We start from the raw sequence: 15,160 nt of genomic DNA on the forward strand, positions 1-15,160 counted from the left end.
ACCATATGATAATGAGCAAAATATTCCCCAATTGAAAGGTGGCGATCATGAGTGACAAGCGCAAGCGCAAAAGAGCGTTTGAACGCCGGCTGACCAAAAAGGGCCAAGCTAAAAGTCCGACCTCTTTTTGGGTGATAGTGATCGTGGTCCTGATGGCCCTGGCCCTGCTGCTGGCCCGGGCTACCCGGTTGCTTTAAGGCCGCTTAGCCGCTTGGACTTTCGCTGTTAGAGCCCTGTTGCCAACCATCACCGCATTACGGATCCTTCCTTAAGCGGCCGCCGCCTGCTCACGGTTGCCCAAGCTGCTTTTGCTGCCAGGGCCATCTCCCGGTTATCTCTACCTCCAGGGTGAAACTCAGGAAGGTCCGGATGAGGACCACGACTGCCAGCACCCCGATGGTTTCAAAGGTCAACTCGACCGCCACCGTGTAAATAATGTCCGCGGCAATAAGAAACTCAAGCCCCAGCAGGATGCCCCGGCCCAGGGATTGCCGGAGTTCCAGATAGACGGCATATTTATCTGTTCTTTTGAGCAGTTGCATGGCGGCATTGAAAAGTGAATACAGCGCGAACAAGGTGATGATGCCGATCCCGATCGCTTCAATAATTACCGCGCACCAAGCTGCTACAGGTGTGATGATGTCAGCCACAATATTTCCCTCCCGGCTTGAGCCCCGCCGCCCGCGGGCAACGGGGCCTGGATTTCTTTCCGATTACGCCGGCAAAAACTGCCCGCCCTGGAGCGAAGCGCAATCAACTCCCCCAGCATTATAACTTGACTGCCGGTAAAAAATATACCGGGACCAGGTGTTTTAGCGGGCTGCCGGAGTCAGAACATCAGCAAGCCCAGCAACAATGGGCCAAATCTTGGCTTTGACGCTTTTCCAGGCCTTGGGGACTATGGGGACGGGCGCAAAACGGAAAATCGGGACGGACTGATTTGCGGGCCGATGGCGGGAACGGTGGCAGCCGCCGGCCTTAGGAGGCTGGGGGATCGGTCGCTGGTTATTCAGCCCCCCATTCCGCAATTTGCCTCGCCGGCGGCGGAACGGGGGGCGCTCCAGCAACCCTTAAGCTGAATTACTTCTGGTACTTGAAGGAAACACTCACCCTGGCCCGGTAAGCCAGAACCTTGCCTTCCTCGATTTTCATGTCGAGCTTGGTTATCTCGGCGATCCGCAACTCCTTGAGGCTGCCGCTCGCGGTTTCCACCGCATTCCTGGCCGCGTCTTCCCAGGAAGTGGTACTGGTTCCAACCAATTCGATGATTTTGTAAACGCTGTTGGGCATGGGTTTTCCTCCTTTGGCAGGTTTTGTGAGAGGCCTTCCGGAACAACGTGTAATTCATTGTAGCAAAAGCAAGCCGGCTGTGGAGATGTTTTTATGCCGGGCAAAGCTTAATTATGCGGCAAGGCTGAGGGCTCAGGGAACAAAGCGCACCAGCGGCCATTTGCGGCCGGTCACCCGGGGATAACGTTCGTCGGGGTAGCCCAGGGCGATCACCGCGTAAACCGGCTCGTCGGCCGGAATGCCGATGGCCTGTTGAATACCCCTGTCGCGCTTCAGCGCCTCCACGGCAAAACCGATCAGGCAGGACCCCAGACCCAGGGCATGGGCGGCCAGCAGGATATTCTGGGTGGCCAGCAGGGCATCCTCGGCCGGACAGCTCGCCCCGGGCCGGCTGCCCACCAGAATGGCGGCCGGGGCGCCGTGAAACAGCCGGTCCCGCCCCTCTTCCCGCCAGACCCGGAGGGCCTCGGCCGTGGTCGCGGCGTGTTGAAGCCGGTAACGACCCAGGGCATCGCCGCCGAACAGGCGGGAATAAAAGCGGGCCAGCGGATTGGCAGCCAGCCGGTTGAGCCTGGCAAAGAAAAGACCCACCCGGTTGCCCAGGTCGACCACCTTGTCCCGGCTGTCCAAAACGGTAAAAGTCCATTTTTGGCTGTTGGTCCCGGACGGGGCGGTGATGCCGGCCCGGACCAGGTCGGTCAGCAGCTCTTTCGCCACCGGCCGGTGCTGGTAATTGCGGCAGGAGCGGCGGGAACGCATCAGCCGCACCAGCAGGCCGGGGTCGAACTCGCCGGGAGCCAGGGATTTTTCTGCGGTCGACAGGGTTTCAAAAAGAACGGCTTTGTCTTCCAGGGCCGTCACCCGGACGGCGCCGGTGGGGCAGATCGCCGCGCAGTGGCCGCAGGCCAGCGAGCGCCGACCGCTGACCACCGCCTTGCCGTCCCGCATACTGAGGGTATCGGCGGGGCAGACCCGCACGCAGAGGCCGCAGCCGGTGCAGAGTTCGCTATCGATTACGGTGCTGACTTGCTGGCTCATCATTTGGTTTCCATTTTATTGAATAGATGCCTTTTTTAACTATTGAGATTCAGCCGGGAGCCATGGCCCGACCATTTGCCCGATGGAACTTCTAATTGACAACCGGACGGCCGGTCCGCTACATAATAATTATTGGCTCAATTTAAGCAAGAATAGGGCAGGATGGGCAGGAAAATCTTTTTTCCTGGTCCGCTGCCTGCCCCAATTTGATCAACATCAATGGAGGAGAATCTTATCATGCTGCAAAGAATCGGAGTTCTGCTGTTGCTCGCCACCCTGGTTGTCTCCTGCGCCACCCACGATCAGTTCAGCCGCGGCCAGGTGGGCCTGGCCACCGGCGGCGCCCTCGGAGCCCTGATCGGTCAAGCGGTCGGCGGCGATACCGGTTCGACCCTGGCCGGCCTGGCCATCGGCGGCGTCCTCGGCTACATCGTCGGCAACGAGATGGACAAGGCCGACCAAGCCCGGGTGGCCCGGACCATGGAATACACCCCCTCCTACCAGAGCACTTCCTGGGTCAATCCCGATACCGGCCGCCAGTACTCGGTAACCCCGCAGCCGGCCTATGTTGTCCAGGATCCCCGTTATGCCGAGAAGCGGGTCTGCCGGGATGCCGAAATCCAGGCCGTCATCGACGGCCGGCTGGAAACGGTTCGGACCACCGCCTGCCGCACCCCCACCGGTGAATGGGTACTGCAGAACTAACAGACTGCCGGGCCCGGCTTGCTCAAACCCTGCAGCAAATGCTGCGGCGGCTTAAAGCCAAGCGCTTTTAATTATCGGGGGGTCAGAGCAAAAAAGCCCGCTCCGGGCTGCTTGCTCTGACCCCCCCCGATATTTTTCGCCCTCACCTTCCCCGTCCTTCAACCTCCCCGGACCGGCCGGGGCGGCGGCCCAGGCTGTTATTCAGCCCTGGTATTTAATGAAAGTGCCCCGGTCGTATTCTTCGAAGGCGATGCGCAATTCTTCCCGGGTGTTCATCACGATGGGGCCGTACCAGGCAACGGGTTCGCCCAGTGGCCGGCCGGAAATCAGCAAAAAGCGGACCTCCCGGTCCTCGGTGAAGGCCAGCATCTCATCCCCTTCAGCGAACAGCACCAGGCTGCCGTTGGCGACGAAGGGATCGCGCTGGATGTCAAAATAGTTGGCGCCCTCCACTTCGAAGGTGAACGGGGTCTTCTCCCGGCAGAAATAGCCCTGGCCGCCGATGACGTAGGCGAAGACGGTATGGCCTCTTTTGGTGGGATGGCGGAATTCCGCGTTGGCCGGAACGGTGATGTCGAGGTATTCGGGGTCGATCACGATGTCCCCGACCGGGCCTTTGACCCCGGCCGCTTCGCCGGCGATAACCCTGACCAGGGTCCCGTTGGCCAGCATGGCTTCGGGGATCTGTTCCCGGGTAACATCGCGGTAGCGCGGGTCCATCATCTTTTGCCGGGCCGGCAGGTTGGCCCACAACTGAAAGCCGTACATTTTGCCGCTCTCGTCGCCCTTGGGCATTTCCTGGTGAATGATCCCGCTGCCGGCGGTCATCCACTGCACATCGCCCGCACCGATGATTCCCTGGTTGCCGAGGCTGTCGCCATGCTCCACGTCCCCCCGCAGGACATAGGTGATCGTTTCGATGCCCCGATGGGGATGCCAGGGAAAACCATTGAGATATTGCTCCGGCTGGTCGGAGCGAAAATCATCCAGCAGCAGGAAGGGATCGAACAGCGGAACTTCACCGAAGCCGAAAACCCGATGCAGATGCACCCCGGCTCCTTCCATGGTTGGTTTGCTCTTGAGCACTTTGCGGATCCGGCGCGTTTCAGGCATGAACAAATCCCCCTTATTTGCAATCCTTACCCTTCCTTTATGCCTACCATGCTTACATTTAAACGCAAATACGGCACCATGCTACGGTACATACCTGCCGCCCCCGTCGGAGTTGTATCCGCCCCAGACTATCATCTCGCTGCCCGTCCAGGTTAAAGTAAAATCGCCGCCATGCGAAGGGGCGTCGGTGGGAGAAATCTCGCTCCAGCTATCCGTTGCCGGATTGTATCTGGCCCCGGCGTTGACTGAAGTACCGGCCAGGATGCCCCAGACAAAGAGTTCTTTTCCTGTCCATACCGCCCGGAAATCACCAAAGGTCGGGGCACCAACGGTGGAGGTGGGCCTCCAGCTGTTCGTTTGGGGATCGTAGCGGCCGCCGGTGTTTAAGGGCGGGTTGCCGACGCTGCCGCCCGTGCCGCCCCAGACAATCATCTCGGTGCCGGTCCAGATCGCAATGTGTTGATCCCGACCCATGGGAGCGTTGGTTAGCGCAAGCGGCCGCCAGGCATCGACGGCCGGATCGTAGCCGGCGCCGCTGTTCGTCCAGGTACTGCCGTCAAAGCCGCCCCAGACGATCATCTCGGACCCGGTCCAGATCGCGGTATGGAGCTCCCGGCCGGCTGGGGCCATGTCAGGAGAGATCGGCTGCCAGGTATTGCTGGCCGGATCATAGCCGGCCCCGCTGCCGGAGAGGATCTCACCGCCGGCATCCCGGCCACCCCAAATCAGCATCTTGGTCCCGGTCCAAACCGCCGTAAAGTGAGACCCCGCGGTCGGGGCGCCGGCAGTGGCAATCGGCTGCCAGGTATCGGTTGCCGGATTGTAGCGCCCGCCGTTGTTCAGCCAGTTATTGTCGCCGAATCCGCCCCAGACCAGCATTTCGGTGCCGGTCCAGATGGCCTGGTGGCCAGTGCGCGGCGTTGGGGCGTTGACAGCCGAAATTCCCGCCCAGGTGTCGGTGAAAGGATTATATTTTTCACTAACACCATCTCTCCAGATCAGCATCTCGGTACCGGTCCAAACGGCTGTATGTCCGACCACCGCCGGGTTGGCTTCCCCCGAGGTGATCGGCCGCCAGTAATCCTGACCGGTGTTGAAACTCCAGCTGTAATCGTCCGCCATGGCCTCGCCAGTCAGATCCTTGACTCCGGTGGTGATGGTGGCGGCATAGAGGCTGGCGGGAGCCAGAAGAACGGAAGGATTGAAGGTGGCGGTTTTGCCGGTGTAGGCAACGGTCCCGGGAACCGGGTTTTGACTGCCGTCGCGGAGAATAAAAGTGGCGGCATTGATGCTGGAGGCAGTCATAGCTTCGCTGAAATTGGCGGCCAGGGCAGTATCGATGGCAATCCCCGCGGCATTGGCGACAGGAAAAGTCGAAACCACCGTGGGCGGCACCGGGATGCGATTGATGGTGATCGCGGTCCTGCCGATATTGCCGGCCGGATCGGCGGCGGTGATCCTGATCAGGTTGGCGCCGTCCACCAAGGGGATGCCGGCGCTCCAAAAATTATCAATATCGATCGGCGCACTGAAGAGAAAATGGACGACCACCCTCTGGTAAGCCTTGCCGCCGACGGCAGTGGTGACATTTTCCCAATTTACGGCAACGCCGGAAATTTCCTCGGCCGTGCCCGAACAGCACCTCCACCAGGTTGGGCTGACAAAGGCCTCTCCGCTCAGATAAGCCGAATCATAAATGGTAGAGATGGCCAGGTTTGTCTCGTCAATCGTGACCCAACCGGCGCCGACATTGCCCTCTTCGCCTCCAATCTCCACGGTGGCCGACACCCCTCCCCCGCTGCAACCAGCGCCGGCCAGGATCATGGCGGCCAGCAACAGCATCCTCCCAAGACGCAGCGCAACAGACCAGCCCTTCATCGCCCACCCCCGTTTTGACCCCACGCTTCCTGCCCAGCTCCTCAGTCCCCGAAAATAAGCTCGCTGGGAGAATCGCCGACCAGACAATTCATTATCCTGAATTAGCGAAACGGCTGTCAATCTAATAACTATTGACCAAGGGATCCGCCCGGCCACCGCGGGCGCTTATAGCTACAGCGAAGGGATAAGGCTCGATATTACGTTGGTCTTTCCTGGTAGAGTGCCGGTATTCAAGCCGGCCAGCCGGTTGATCACCAGCCGCGCCGGCCGGCTGCTATTCCAGGGCGATCACAACTCTTTCCTGCTTCTCGTGCTCCTCAACATCAAGAAGGGTCCCACGAGCTTCGGGGTTGCCGGAGAGGCGGATAATCTCAGCGAGATCTATTCCTTTCTCCTGAAGGGCCCTCATCGCCTGTTCTGGAATGATCTTGGACGCGATCTTTAGAACACCCCCGGGAACCGTCACGGTTGTTTTTGGGGCCGTCTCGCCGGTCTTGTACACTCTGATCTTCAAATCAGCCATGGTATTTATCTCCTGCGGTTTTTTCCGTTAAACGGGGTCGCGGCTCGTTGCCAGAATAACGATAAGCTTGCTTGCCGACGGAATAGCGCATTGTCGACAAAGTCCTCCAGGTCCAGGGCCCCTTCATCCACCTGCTCAGCGAAAGCTGGCGCCTCGCGCATCTCCAACCGGTAAACCCCGTCGTCATATGTAAAGAAGGTCTCTGGTTGGTGTGAAAACCTGATGCAGATGGAAAGAACCTACCTCCCCCTCCCCCTCGGCTTAATTGGCAAGCTGAGGCGCGTAATGTGCCGCCCGGTAAATCAGGTAATGCCGGGATGTGCTGCAGCCATAGGATGAAACGACCAGCATTTTTTCCAGATCGGTTGAGGGCAGCGCCTCATTGGTCTACCTGCAGGCGAGCACACTATCCGGAATTTTCGCTTACAGGAAAAATCGCCGGGACCGGTGTCCCAAAAGGTCTGCCATCAGTGGATGGGGACCACGTCCAGCAGCAAGGTGCCGAACGGGGTTGGTCAATATTCCCGTCCCCTTCTCTTTAATGTCCATTATACGCCTGTTGCAAGGCGGCAAGGTCAAATTTCTTCATCTTGAGAAAGGCCTGGGTCAGCCGCGCGATTTGCTGGGGCGACCCTTGGCTCATCATTTCATCCAACACCCGCGGCACGATTTGCCATGAGACGCCGTATTGATCCTTGAGCCACCCGCACTCTTCGGCTTCCGGGACGGCAGAAAGTTTTCCCCAGTAGTAGTCAATCTCTTCCTGGGTATCGCAATTAACGATCAGAGAAATGGCTTCGTTGAAGTTGGAGGAATGCGCGCGGGCACTGTCCATCGCGGCGAACCATTGCCCTTCCAGCATAAAGTCGGTGAACATTACCGTCCCCTCCTTATCGGGAAGCATGCCCTCGGGATAGCGCACCAATTGGTCGCGGCGGCTGTTTTTGAAGACAGAGAGATAGAAAGCGGTCGCCTCTTCCGCCTTGCCGCAGACCTCGCCGGTAAAGAGCAGCGAAGGAATGATATTGGGCCGTGGTTCACCCCTGGGATCGGTGAGGATCAGTTGCCATGACACCCCGTACTTGTCGGCGATCCAACCGTAGCGTTCGCTGAAGGGATATTTATTCAGCGGCATCAATACCCTGCCCTCTGATGCCAGTTTGGACCAGAGAAGATCAAGCTCTTGTCGGGCCGCAGGGCGTCGCGACGGGTCAAAGTTGACGAAAAATGATATCGCCGGATTGGGCTTAAAGAGCGGCCCGGCCGAAATGGCCATAAACCTCTGCCCCCAGAGCTCAAACGAGACGACATCACAATCGCCAGACGGCGTGTCGGGAAGCACAGTTACCCAGGCAACTCTCGAGTCAGGGAAAATCGAGGCATAGAATTCAGTCGCCTCTTGGGCTTCCTGGTCGAACCACAGGTGCGGAACGATTCTCTGTTTACTCAAGGCCATGGTCTTTCCTCCTGCAGGATTATGGCAAGCGATGATCATCGACAGGAACATATGCAGTCGAGGGAAGCACGCGCCCAGGCTCTGCCGGGATGGGCAGGGACGGTCTGATTGATGGGCTTGATTGGCCTGCCCTCTCTGCGGACTTTCAACCAGGTTCTTATTCAGGTTAGCAGAAAATAAGGAGCTTCTTCGAAAATTCTGAACTGGACGCACCTGACTTCGATCCCAATTATCGAAAAATCGAGTGTGGGAAAGGGGTCTGATTGGCCGGCGGAATCTTGCCTGTCCCCGGCTTAGGTCGACAAGAATCAGGCTGCCGGGAAAATATTTGCCGATCGTCGGCTTGAGCCGCTATGCTGAGGGTGTAACCGTGAACCAAGCGCCCCTGGTCAAAACTACCCCCAAAGGAAACCATCATGGACTTCGATCAGCTGGCGGCGGCAATCCGGCAAAGAACCAGCGACTTGCAGGAGCAGATTGCCGGCCGGAAGTCGGTCATCTTCGATCGCCGGCACTGGACGGGTCGGGTGCTGACCGCGGCCATGGAGGATGACGCCTTTAGGGTGCGGTTGTTCCGTTTTATCGACGTGCTGCCCTCCCTTCCCAACGAAGCCGCCATTGCCGCCCAACTGGAGGAATATTTCGCCTGGCCAGGCACCGAACTGCCGGCGGTCTTTTATGAGGATCTGGAGGGGGAATCGGCCGAGATCCTGACCGGCAAGACCCTCGCCCCGCTGATCAAAAAGCGGATCGAGCAACTGGCCGCCCAATTCATCGTCGGCCGGGATCTGGCCCAGGCCCTGCCGGTACTTGACGACCTGCGGGAGCGCGGCCTCACTTTCTCCCTCGACCTCCTCGGCGAGGCGACCCTGAGCGAGAATGAGGCCCACGCCTTTCGGAGCAGTTATCTTGAACTGCTCAATGCTCTGCATGCCCAACAGACCCATTGGCGAACCCTGGGCCCGGATAAGGGAACCGAACTCGATTGGGGGTGCGCCCCGAAGATCAATATTTCCGTCAAGCCCTCCTCTCTTTACTCCCAGATTTCCCCGGTCGATTTCAATGGTTCGGTGGCCAAAGTCGCCGACCGCTTGCGCCCGATCTATGCCCGAGCGCGGGAAATCGGCGCCTTCGTCTGTATCGACATGGAACAGCGCCAATATAAAAACATCAGCATCGCGGTCTACAAGCAGCTCAAAAGGGAGGCGGCTTTCCGTGGCTACCCTCACCTCGGCCTGGTCCTGCAGAGCTATCTGCCCGAAACCGCCACCGATCTCGATGACTTGCTACACTTCGCCACCAGCGAAAACATTCCCATTTCGGTGCGCCTGGCCAAAGGAGCCTACTGGGATTACGAGATCGTCAATGCCGCCCTGCATAACCGGCCCCCGCCGGTCTTTACCGCCAAGGAGGAGACCGATGCCGCCTTTGAAAGGCTGGCCGCGACCATTCTCAGGCATCACCGCCACTGCCATCTGGCCTGCGCTACCCATAACATCCGCAGCATCGCCGCTGTGTTGGAAACCGCGCGCCATCTGGGAGTTCCGGAAGAGCGCTACGAGTTTCAGGTACTTTACGGGATGGGGGAACCGATCCGCGAGGCGCTGCTGACCACCACCGGCCGGGTGCGCCTCTATGGCCCCTGTGGCGAGCTTTTGCCGGGGATGGCCTATCTGGTAAGGCGGTTGCTGGAAAATACCGCCAGCACCTCTTTTCTGCGGGCCTCTTTCGCCGAGACGAACCGGGACCAGACCGCGGCGGGGACAAAGCGGCCTGCCGCGCCCCCGGGCAACAGCAAGCCGGTATCAGCAGAGAAGCGGCAGGAAGACCGAGGCTTTGGCAACGAGCCGGCCCTTGATTTTACCCTGGCCGCAACCCGCCGCCTCTTTGCCGCCGCCGTGGCCGCTGGAGAAAAAAGAACGCCGGCGGCCCATCCGCTTTATATCGGGGGCCGGGAATATCCCGGAGCCGGCTTGCTCGCCTCGACCGATCCCGCCGAGCCCGAGCGGATCATCGGCCTGGTCGGCCAGGCTTCGCCAAGCGACCTGACCCGGGCGCTCGACACCGCCCGGGCCGCTTACCCCGCTTGGCGCGATCTCGATTACCGGCGGCGGACGGCCTTTCTGCAAGCGGCCGCGGTCATTATGCGACGGGAGCGTTACGATCTGGCCGCGCTCCAGGTACTCGAGTGCGGCAAGCAATGGTCGGAAGCGGCCGGCGATGTCGACGAGGCCATCGATTTTTTCGAATATTACGCCTGGCAAATGCAGCGCTGGGGTGCGGGCCAGTCGCTGCCTTCGCCAGCGGGCGAAGAAAACATCGCCCGTTGGCAGGGGCGCGGAGTCGCCGCGGTGATCGCTCCCTGGAATTTCCCCATGGCGATCAGTTGCGGCATGACCGCCGCCGCTCTGGCCGCGGGCAATACCGTCCTTTACAAGCCGTCGAACCGCTCACCGGTCTGCGGCGCCCGACTGGCCGCCATTTTTCGGCAAACGGGGCTACCGGACGGGGTCTTCAACTTCGTGCCTTTCAGCGGCGCGGCCGGCGGGGATTTTCTGATCAGTCATCCCGATCTCGACTTGATCGCCTTTACCGGGTCGTTGGAGGTCGGGGCCGCCATCAACCGGCAGGCTGCCGCGCTCTCCCCCGGGCAGCGGCAGATCAAGAAAGTGATCACCGAAATGGGGGGCAAGAACGCCATCATCGTCGATGCCGATGCCGATCTCGACGCGGCGGTCTCCGCCGTGGTAGCGGCCGCTTTCGGCTACCAGGGCCAGAAGTGTTCCGCCTGCTCCCGGGTGATCGTCCTGGCGCCGGTATACGCCAAATTCGTCAGTCGCCTCATCGATGCGACCGCTTCCCTGAAAATCGGCCCGGCCGCCCGGCCGGAAAATACCCTGGGCCCGGTGATCGACGGGGAAGCCCGGGATCAGATCCGGGCCGCCATCGAGGCCGGCAAAAAAGAGGCCACTCTGCTTTTCGCCGCCGAACTGCCGCCGGACCTGGCTGCCGGCAACTATGTGGCTCCGGTTATTTTCGGCGATGTGGCGCCGCACCACCGGCTGGCCCGGGAGGAAATCTTCGGCCCGGTGCTGGGGGTATTCCGGGCAACATCCTTTACCGAGGCCCTGGCATTGGCCAATGATTCCCCCTATGCCCTGACCGGCGGGGTTTTCAGTCGCCGCCCCTCCCACCTGGAACTGGCCACCCAGCGGTTCCTGGTCGGCAACCTCTATCTGAATCGCACCATCACCGGGGCCAAGGTCGGCCGCCAACCCTTCGGCGGGTTCAAGCTCTCCGGCATCGGCTTTCAGGCCGGCGGGCCCGATTACCTGCTCCAGTTCATGACGGCTAGCACCATCAGCGAAAACACCCTGCGCCGCGGATTCGCGCCCCTTGACCAGGCAACCGGGGCCAAGATCCGGTTGTAAGGAATTGCTTTTCCGAAACCCGGCCATAAACCGCCCCCAGACCGCCGGTTGCCGGCTAACAGCGCTGGCGCCGACCGAACCGCACTTATTGTCCTGCCCGCTCCGCCATGCTCAGGGCTTCGGTGGGGCAGACGTTGCGGCATAGCCCGCAACCGTAGCACTGCAGGGGGCTGACCACGGCCCGGGAGCCATCCGCGGTCGGGCGGCTGGTAATCGCCCCGAACTGGCACGCTTCGGCGCAGGCCCCGCAACCGTCGCAGCGCTCTTCGGCCACCACCGCCACCTGTTCCCCCCGGAACATCAACTCCACATCGAGGGCCAGGGTGCGCAGGCCCAGGCAATCGACGGGGCGGCAGTTGCAAATGGCGCCGATGAAAGGGGTCATCATGGTCCAGATGGTATGGATGGCGCCCTCTTTTTCCAGCTCCTCCATCTGGACGATGGCCTCTGCCGGGCTGAGCTGCTCCAGGCCTTGATCCTGGGCCAGGCCGAAATAACCCATGTCCAGGTTTTCGTACCAGGCGTCCGGGGTGTAGCTGACGCTGTAGCAGCAGCGATTTTCCGCCTTCAGGGCGGCCCAGCGGCAGGCGCAGGGCAGTCGGACCACCGTGGCAGCCTTGCCCACCAGGGCCCGGATATCCTCGATGGTGACCACCTGGCCGAAATGCTCCTCTTTGGCCCGCGCCACCATGGCCCTGGTCAGCCGGGCCGGCAGTTGGCCCTTGCGGCGATACAGGGCTTCCAGCCGCCCCAGAGAGGCAACGCCCTCCTCGATGGTGGTGGTGAAAAACTCCTTGATGTAGCCCCGGCGGCGCAGATCGGCGGCCAAATCCCGGCCATAATTGGCGGCATTCTTGAACCAGACCTGGCCGTCACCGTGCTTGGTGCAAAATTCACACATAATTCTCCAACCTCGGTGGGTTAAAAGGCGTCAAGACCTCCACCGCAAGCAGCTTTTGCCGGTCCGGGAGAGCCATGATCGATTCATTGGCCGACTGACGAGCAACAGCCCGGTGGTATGGACAAGAGGAATTTGCCGCCGGGGCGGCCCCCCCCTGGCAATACCGCCACCATTAAGGAGTTGGCAGACATCGCCCCGGACTACCTGGCGGCGGAACAACCGTTGGGCAACAGGCGCTGCCGGACTCATCATCAAGCAATGCAGCGGCAGCCAGGAGTCCAGCCTTGATGATCAAGGCGGCGGGGATGGCTTCGTAGGTTTTTCCCGCCAGGGTTACCGTCCGGCACTGGGAATCTCCGCAGGCGGAGCAACACTGGCTCCGGCCGACCGTAGCGGAGAGCCACTCTTCAAGCGATTTTCCGCCAATCCAAATCCGGTTTGACTGCAGAGGGTCATTGGCAAACAGGGAGCGACCGATGGCCACCTTTTCCAGCACGACATCTATTGCCAGTTCCCGTAGGGACCTTTGCAGCTTCCCAATCGCGTCCTCCACCGCTTGTTCGGTTGCGCCACAGCGGTCGCAGGTTTGGCCTTGTTCATCGACGAGACGTTGCCAGCGAATTTGTAATTCTTTCATTCCCGCTCCTCGCCAATTTTGATCTGCCGGTCTCGGACAACTTGCCGGCAGTAAAAGACGAGCCCGCAAGCCGGGCAAGCGCCGGGGTGCTTGATTTGATGCGGATGTCCCTTTGATTAAATTGTTTTTGGGTCGCGCTACCCATTTATTGCAGTAAATACCACGTCCAACAAAATTGCAAGACCTGCAACCAAGCGTCCGGGCCAGCAGCCACAGCCGCTCCGGCTTTTTTTTCAGGTCGGTTGTCACATAATCGCCAGCGGTGGCGTTCTGGCTTTATATGAGTCCCATATGTCCGGTCCGGAGGACCTGTTAACCAAAAAGGAGGAGCAGCACAAATGATTGCGGAAAGAATGACCAAATGGAAAAAACTGACCCTGACCCTGCTGCTGGCCGGCGCCCTGCTGGGGCCGCAAACCGCCGCCGCCCACTGCGACGCCCTGGACGGCCCGGTGGTTGTTGAGGCCCGCCAGGCCATTGCCGCGGGCGATCCCCAGTCCCTGTTGAAATGGGTAAAGCCCGAGGATGAGGAGCAAATCCGCCGGACTTTTGCCCAAACCATGCAGGTTCGAAAGCTTGGTCCCGAGGCCCGGGAGGTGGCCGACAATTATTTCCTGGAAACCCTGGTGCTGCTGCATCGGGCCAGTGAAGGCGCCCCCTACACCGGCATCAAACCGGCCGGCGCCATTCCCGGCCCCATCGCCCGGGCCGACGTGGCTCTGGTCGAGGGTTCGGTGGATGAACTGGCGAACCACGTCGCCGAACATGTCGGCCGGGAAATGCGCGAACGCTTCGACCGGGCCTTGGCCAGGAAACAGGAGGCCGACCAAAGCGTGGAGGCCGGCCGGGAATTTGTTGACGCTTACGTGCAGTATGTTCACTTTGTGGAAGGCATCGTGGCCGTGATCAGCGGCGATCACGCCCATTGACCCCGAACCGCGGCCAAACAATAAAGGCGGTGCCTGTCGTTGGATGGGCACCGCCTTTATTGTTTGAACCCTCGGCCTATCAGGCCTGACCCACAGCGGGCCGGCAGCGGCAGAAGTTTCGGCGCAGCCGGCCGCCCAGCTCGAAGCCCAGGATATTGCCCGCCAGCGCCCCCAGCAGCCAGGCCAGCGACGCCAGCACAAAGGCCTCACTGCCCAACAGGCTGAGCAGCAGATAAGCGCCCAGGCTGTAAGCGGCAAACAGAGCGTAAGCCCGGGCACCGAACGCGGCCAGGGGCGGCTGCCTGATCAGCAGACCGCTGAGCAAAGCGCCCAAAAGGACAAAGAACAGACCGCAAGTGGCATAATACAACCAGGGGTGCGCAGAGAAATGGAGCAACGCTTCCAGTCGCCCACCCCACTGACCGCCGATCCCGAACTGCGGGCAGACCGCCAGAGTGGCCATGCCGGAAACTGCCTGGACGGGCAGGAAACGAGCCAGAAAACCTTGCAGATCAAAGCAAGAGCGCACCCGCACCAGATGGAAAACTGCCTTTTCGGTGGCCGGGCGCGGCATAATCGGCCGGGCCCCGATAAAGGCGGCGAACTCCCGGCTCTCGTCACCGGCCGGCTCACGGGACAATTCATGGGTCAGCCTGTGGTTGCTCATCGCTCGTTCCTCTCTTTGCCAAAGGTTTGGCGCAGACGCCGCAGGGCTCGGCTGACGACCTGCCGGGCATTGGCGGTGGTAAGCCCCAGGCTGACGGAAATTTCGGTAAAAGAAAAACCCTGCTCGAAGCGCAGTTCCAGGGCGCGGCGCTGCCGGGCATCGAGATCGTCCAGGTAACCGGTATCACGCAGCCGGCCATTTGCCGCCAAACTCTCCGGGGCCGGGGCCCCGAGTACCGCCTCTTCCGAAAACACCAGGCGCTGCCGGCGCCGGCGCGCCTCCCGCAGATGATCGATCATCACGTTGCGCACCAGGACAAAGATCCAGGGCAAAAAGGGGGTATCAGGCCGATATTTTTTCCGGGAGCCATGCAGCCGGGCAAAAACTTTCTGGAAGACCTCTTCGGCTTCATCCCGGCTGGCTAAACGGTTGAACAGATAACCCAGAATTTTACCCCGGTGTCTTTCATAGAGCACGGTAAAGGCGGCCAGATCGCCGGCGGCATAGGCGGCCATCAACTCCTCGTCACGGTTTTCCTCAAGACTCATCGCAGCCAACCTTTCCTTATCAACTTGACGCCGGACCCGGCATT

At 60.5% G+C, this 15,160-nt stretch carries 15 protein-coding genes; 4 read left to right on the forward strand and 11 right to left on the reverse strand.

What is annotated here, in order from left to right:
• Positions 1 to 47: 47 nt before the first annotated feature.
• Positions 48 to 197 carry a hypothetical protein gene (locus tag ACHHTY_RS01970; RefSeq protein WP_395492370.1) on the forward strand — a complete coding sequence of 50 codons (150 nt, stop codon included), beginning with the start codon at positions 48 to 50 and terminating at the stop codon, positions 195 to 197.
• 90 nt (positions 198 to 287) lie between these two features.
• Here ACHHTY_RS01970 and ACHHTY_RS01975 read toward each other — a convergent pair whose 3' ends face one another.
• From ACHHTY_RS01975 to ACHHTY_RS01985, 3 genes are all read right to left on the reverse strand, one after another.
• Positions 288 to 650, reverse strand: a complete 363-nt coding sequence (locus ACHHTY_RS01975) for a DUF1622 domain-containing protein (RefSeq protein WP_395492371.1) — start codon at positions 648 to 650, stop codon at positions 288 to 290.
• Between the two features lie 430 nt (positions 651 to 1,080).
• Positions 1,081 to 1,290 carry a dodecin family protein gene (locus ACHHTY_RS01980; RefSeq protein WP_395492372.1) on the reverse strand — a complete coding sequence of 70 codons (210 nt, stop codon included), beginning with the start codon at positions 1,288 to 1,290 and terminating at the stop codon, positions 1,081 to 1,083.
• Between the two features lie 132 nt (positions 1,291 to 1,422).
• Positions 1,423 to 2,331, reverse strand: coding sequence for a nitroreductase family protein (locus tag ACHHTY_RS01985; protein ID WP_395492373.1), 909 nt, complete (start codon positions 2,329 to 2,331; stop codon positions 1,423 to 1,425).
• 234 nt (positions 2,332 to 2,565) lie between these two features.
• Between ACHHTY_RS01985 and ACHHTY_RS01990 the strand changes: the two genes are divergently transcribed.
• A complete protein-coding gene (locus ACHHTY_RS01990; protein WP_395492374.1) occupies positions 2,566 to 3,033 on the forward strand; it encodes a glycine zipper domain-containing protein in 468 nt (155 codons plus the stop codon).
• Positions 3,034 to 3,234: 201 nt separating this feature from the next.
• On the opposite strand, the gene ACHHTY_RS01995 is transcribed toward ACHHTY_RS01990, so the two are convergent.
• The 4 genes from ACHHTY_RS01995 to ACHHTY_RS02010 form a co-directional block, all read right to left on the reverse strand.
• Positions 3,235 to 4,146 (reverse strand): pirin family protein, encoded by a 912-nt coding sequence (locus ACHHTY_RS01995; protein WP_395492375.1) that lies wholly within the window; start codon positions 4,144 to 4,146, stop codon positions 3,235 to 3,237.
• Between the two features lie 81 nt (positions 4,147 to 4,227).
• Positions 4,228 to 6,024, reverse strand: a complete 1,797-nt coding sequence (locus ACHHTY_RS02000; RefSeq protein ID WP_395492376.1) for a Kelch repeat-containing protein — start codon at positions 6,022 to 6,024, stop codon at positions 4,228 to 4,230.
• Between the two features lie 274 nt (positions 6,025 to 6,298).
• Positions 6,299 to 6,547, reverse strand: coding sequence for a hypothetical protein (locus tag ACHHTY_RS02005; protein WP_395492377.1), 249 nt, complete (start codon positions 6,545 to 6,547; stop codon positions 6,299 to 6,301).
• A 538-nt stretch (positions 6,548 to 7,085) separates the two neighbouring features.
• Complete coding sequence (locus ACHHTY_RS02010) at positions 7,086 to 8,003, reverse strand: VOC family protein (protein WP_395492378.1); 918 nt, start codon at positions 8,001 to 8,003, stop codon at positions 7,086 to 7,088.
• Positions 8,004 to 8,419: 416 nt separating this feature from the next.
• Here ACHHTY_RS02010 and ACHHTY_RS02015 point away from each other — a divergent pair, with 416 nt between their 5' ends.
• A complete protein-coding gene (locus ACHHTY_RS02015; RefSeq protein WP_395492379.1) occupies positions 8,420 to 11,434 on the forward strand; it encodes a proline dehydrogenase family protein in 3,015 nt (1,004 codons plus the stop codon).
• Between the two features lie 85 nt (positions 11,435 to 11,519).
• Here the strand turns inward: ACHHTY_RS02015 and ACHHTY_RS02020 are convergent, their stop codons facing one another.
• The gene (locus ACHHTY_RS02020; protein WP_395492380.1) at positions 11,520 to 12,335 is read right to left on the reverse strand and encodes an ATP-binding protein; all 816 of its coding nucleotides are present in this window, start codon (positions 12,333 to 12,335) and stop codon (positions 11,520 to 11,522) included.
• A 172-nt stretch (positions 12,336 to 12,507) separates the two neighbouring features.
• Positions 12,508 to 12,972, reverse strand: coding sequence for a DUF2703 domain-containing protein (locus ACHHTY_RS02025; RefSeq protein ID WP_395492381.1), 465 nt, complete (start codon positions 12,970 to 12,972; stop codon positions 12,508 to 12,510).
• Positions 12,973 to 13,310: 338 nt separating this feature from the next.
• Here ACHHTY_RS02025 and ACHHTY_RS02030 point away from each other — a divergent pair, with 338 nt between their 5' ends.
• On the forward strand, positions 13,311 to 13,901 hold the full coding sequence (locus ACHHTY_RS02030; RefSeq protein WP_395492382.1) for a DUF6448 family protein: 591 nt from the start codon (positions 13,311 to 13,313) through the stop codon (positions 13,899 to 13,901).
• Positions 13,902 to 13,980: 79 nt separating this feature from the next.
• Here the strand turns inward: ACHHTY_RS02030 and ACHHTY_RS02035 are convergent, their stop codons facing one another.
• Entirely contained in the window at positions 13,981 to 14,568 is a 588-nt protein-coding gene (locus tag ACHHTY_RS02035; RefSeq protein ID WP_395492383.1) for a hypothetical protein, read from the reverse strand.
• Positions 14,565 to 15,116, reverse strand: coding sequence for an RNA polymerase sigma factor (locus ACHHTY_RS02040; protein ID WP_395492384.1), 552 nt, complete (start codon positions 15,114 to 15,116; stop codon positions 14,565 to 14,567). The genes ACHHTY_RS02035 and ACHHTY_RS02040 overlap by 4 nt, the downstream gene beginning before the upstream one ends.
• Positions 15,117 to 15,160: the final 44 nt, after the last annotated feature.

Origin of the sequence: Desulfurivibrio nitratireducens, assembly GCF_044068515.1 — a bacterium.
Classification (GTDB): Bacteria; Desulfobacterota; Desulfobulbia; order Desulfobulbales; family Desulfurivibrionaceae; genus Desulfurivibrio.